This is a genomic window from Enhygromyxa salina (assembly GCF_000737335.2).
GTDB lineage: Bacteria > Myxococcota_A > Polyangia > Nannocystales > Nannocystaceae > Plesiocystis > Plesiocystis salina_C.
The window spans coordinates 1-3,657 of record NZ_JMCC02000237.1 but is presented as its reverse complement, the minus strand read 5'-3'; the positions used below and the strand labels follow the sequence as shown (position 1 = coordinate 3,657).

Sequence of the window (3,657 nt, the reverse complement as noted above, 5' to 3'; positions counted from 1 at the left end):
ACTATTCCAGCGCTGCTTGGCGAGCTTTTGCAGCCCCATGAACCGTCGCCCTCGCCGACGCATGTCTCGATGGATCTCCAGCTCCCGCTCCCGAACCGCCGCCATCAGCTTTGCATACAGCTCGTCATCATCGAGCTCGAGGAAGATCGCCGGCCGCTCCAAGGTCAGCGACACCTCCTCGGGCATGTCCCCAGTCGCATCAAAGAACCAACTGGGCCGCTTGAAGGTCCGGGTCTCGCCAAAGCGCCACCCCATCGTGGTGAACCCCGGCCACTGCCGCGACCACTTCACGAGCCCCGCCTTGACCGGGTTGGTCAGCGTATAGACCAGGTCCATCAGCGACTCGTCGTCAGTCGGCCGACGGGTGTCGCAGGGGTTGTCTCCGCTCCAGACGCTGTCTGTTCGGCCCAATTGAGCGTTGCGACCACGAGCGAACAGGCTGTGCAGCTGCTGTTTGAAGGGCACGATGTTGCCGTCGGGATCCGTCACGTCCGTGTGATGGTGGTTGGACATCCACATGCTGGCGTGAACTTGAACTCCCGTCTTGGCGGCCGTGTCACCGAGGCAATAGCCGATGAAGTTGGCGAGCTCCGCCGCATCGGCGCCCGGTGCGATGAGCGTCAACTGGCTGATGCAGCGGCGGTTGATCTTGTAGCGGCGGCCGGGGTAGATCGGGCGGGCGCGGACGCGCTCGTAGCCACGAGCGTCGCCCCGGGCCCGGTTGGTCTCCCGGCGGGCGGCGCTGGCTTGCTTCTGCGCGGAGGTGGCCACGCGAAGGTCATCGGCCCGGCGATGGTGGTGTTGCAGAGTTTCTCCTGGTTTTGACGATGGCGGTGGTGCGGGCAGGACATCTGATCTAAAGATCAAATCGATGACGTTCGGCCCGGGTCGACGACAGATGGGCCCGGGTCGACGACAGATGGCGTTGCAGAGTTTCTCCTGGTTTTGACGATGGCTGTGGTGCGGGCAGAACATCTGATCTAAAGATCAAATCGATGACGTTCGGCCCGGGTCGACCGGCCCTTGACGATGGCTGTGGTGCGGGCAGAACATCTGATCTAAAGATCAAATCGATGACGTTCGGGCCGGGTCGACGGGTCGACTCGGGCAGAACATCTGATCTAAAGATCAAATCGATGACGTTCGGGCCGGGTCGACGGGTCCGAGCGCCTTGTCCTCTGGTACCGCCAGGCTAGCCGTGCGAGGGCGGGTTCTCGGAGTCCCGCCGCGTCCGAACCGTAATCGGCGTCTCGCAATCCGGCCGCGTCGGAAGCACAAATTGAGCAAGACCGAACCCAAGTGGGAGCAGGTGAGAAATGAGGCGGCGGCCATCTTGGCCGAACACGCTGACAAACTTGGCGTGAAAACGATTGACAGCGTTAACCACTACCTCGACCACGAAGAATACGAGATGGCGGTCGAGGGGCTCTGTCTGGACCTCCTCTCTTTGGACGATGCCGAGGTCGACTGGCCACGGTGCGTATCGCTCGCCAGCGTAGTCGGGCTCGACAAGGTAAGCGTATTCGATTCGGAGTTCTGGTCGAAGCTGTCCGCAAAGGTCGCAAGCTGACAGCGATCGAGCCGAGGGCGCGAAAACACGGTGAAGGAACCAGAAGGCGCGCAACACAGGTGCTTCGCAGGTGCTTCGCAGGGTCCTGTTTGTCGAACACCTACCGTTGCGCAATCCCGGACAGTGACAGAGGAACAGAGTTTCCGATTGTGTCTGGCACCTGCTGTTCAGTCCCGAGCGGCGGCTCCCGGCGACGCGCTGGTGCCATGAAAGATCCGCCGCGTCGATTCCCACCAAATAGCAGAGTCAAATTGTCGACAGCAGCAATTTTGGCAGCCCAACGCGTGGTGCCACCACCCCTCATTACAGACCACCCTTCCAAACAATGAGTAGCCCAGCCAACTTCAATGGACCCAAGCCAACCATCAATCCAGCCGACGCGGTCATCCTGCTGATCGACCATCAGAGCGGGCTATTCCAGCTCGTCGAGGACTCACCAATGAACCGCGTACGCACCAACGTCAGCGCGTTGGCCAAGGCATCGACCTTGGCGAACATCCCGGTGATCACCACCGCCTCGGTGCCACAGGGCCCCAATGGCCCGATGATGCCCGAGATCCAGCAGCATGCCCAGCACGCTTCCTACGTGCCGCGTCGTGGTGAGATCGACGCCTGGGACAACCCCGACTTCGTCGCCGCCGTGAAGGCGACCGGCCGGCGCACCCTGATCATGGCTGGCGTGCTCACGAGCGTGTGCGTGGCGTTCCCTGCGATCGCTGCGGCCCACGACGGCTACAAGGTCTTCGCGGTGTTCGACGCCTCCGGCGACTACTCGAAGATGGCCCAGGAGGTGACGCTCGCACGCCTGATGCAGGCCGGCGTCGTGCCGATCGACACCGCCGCCGTGCTCTCGGAACTCCAGGGAACCTGGAACCGTGACGACGCGCAAGCGTGGGCGGAGCTGTTCGCCAGCGTCTGTCCGAGCTACCAGCTGCTGATCGAGAGCCACCACAACGCGCAGCAGGTCGAGAGGAACCAAGAGCAGCTGGACTCACAGCGCGAGTGAGGCATCGCTAAGTGCCGCACACCCTAAGTTCGTTCCGGGTTAGGTGCGGAGCTGAGGCCCAAGGGCGAGGAGCGGCGACGACGCTGTACCGGGCGTACTGCTAGGAGCTGCGACACTGCCATTGGGCCTCAGTGCCGTGCATAACCCGGCACGAACTTAGGGGGTGCGGCACTAGTCGTGCTCAGGCACCCGCGGCCGCCAGATCAAGCTGCACGACGTGCAACCGGCGGTCGCGGGTCATCCACGCTAGCGTGACGTCTCGCCAAAGCTAGCTCGAGTCCATCTGGAAGTCGTCGTCATTCGACCGTCCCGTGTCGCAGCGCTTCCACAGCCCGAGATCCGCGCGCGGATCTGTGAGGTCGACGTGGCAGTGATTCAACATCATGACGGCGGCGTGAATCTGAGCGCCATTGGCTTTCGCGCTCGCAGTGGCTCGTGAGCGTGAAGACAAACGTGCCTCGGGTCTGGAGTCTGCTGCTATGTGCGGGTCTGCCAGGCCGCAGCCACTTCGACGCCCGCGCTCAGATTGCGCCAGACCTCGAACCATGGGACTCATCCGAGTGATGAGCGCGAGCGCAGAAGCAAACAAAGCACCCACGCGACTGGTCACCGGCCTGGTCGTGGTGCTGCTGTTCGCCGTCGGTGGGTGCGCATCCTCGACCGGCGACGGGCAGCGGCAGCGCAAGCCCCGTGGCCCCGACGACGAGATCTCGTGGCAGAACCTGCGCACGAAGGCATCCTTCGACCTCAACTGCCCGGCGGAGGAGCTCGAGATCGTTCACATCTCCGGCCACTGCGGGACCTCGAGTTACAACATGTGTATGCAGGGCGTCACGGGGTGCGGGCAGCGTGCGTCATATATGTATCTGACAGCGGGCAGCTGGGGCCTGGACGCCGTGAGCCGGCCACGCGAGTGAGCGCGAGCCAACCACGGCGCGCGAGCATGCATAGCAAGGGCTTCAGCAACCGCCCTGCACGACCTGTCCGTTGTACAGCTCAACACGCGCCCGCCAGTGTTGGTCCGAGCTAGCTCCCTTGACACCCAATTTCGTGGGAATTTGAGTCAAGTTTGGTTCAAGCG

General features: G+C 62.9%; 4 protein-coding genes. 3 read left to right on the top strand and 1 reads right to left on the bottom strand.

What is annotated here, in order from left to right; all coding sequences use genetic code 11:
• On the bottom strand, positions 1-771 hold a 771-nt coding region (locus tag DB30_RS40505; protein ID WP_052559464.1), incomplete at its 3' end, for a hypothetical protein.
• Positions 772-1,279: 508 nt separating this feature from the next.
• Between DB30_RS40505 and DB30_RS40500 the strand changes: the two genes are divergently transcribed.
• From DB30_RS40500 to DB30_RS40490, 3 genes are all read left to right on the top strand, one after another.
• On the top strand, positions 1,280-1,570 hold the full coding sequence (locus DB30_RS40500) for a hypothetical protein (RefSeq protein ID WP_052559462.1): 291 nt from the start codon (positions 1,280-1,282) through the stop codon (positions 1,568-1,570).
• A 325-nt stretch (positions 1,571-1,895) separates the two neighbouring features.
• Positions 1,896-2,576 (top strand): isochorismatase family protein, encoded by a 681-nt coding sequence (locus DB30_RS40495; RefSeq protein WP_052559459.1) that lies wholly within the window; start codon positions 1,896-1,898, stop codon positions 2,574-2,576.
• Positions 2,577-3,121: 545 nt separating this feature from the next.
• Positions 3,122-3,493 (top strand): hypothetical protein, encoded by a 372-nt coding sequence (locus DB30_RS40490; protein WP_052559457.1) that lies wholly within the window; start codon positions 3,122-3,124, stop codon positions 3,491-3,493.
• Positions 3,494-3,657: the final 164 nt, after the last annotated feature.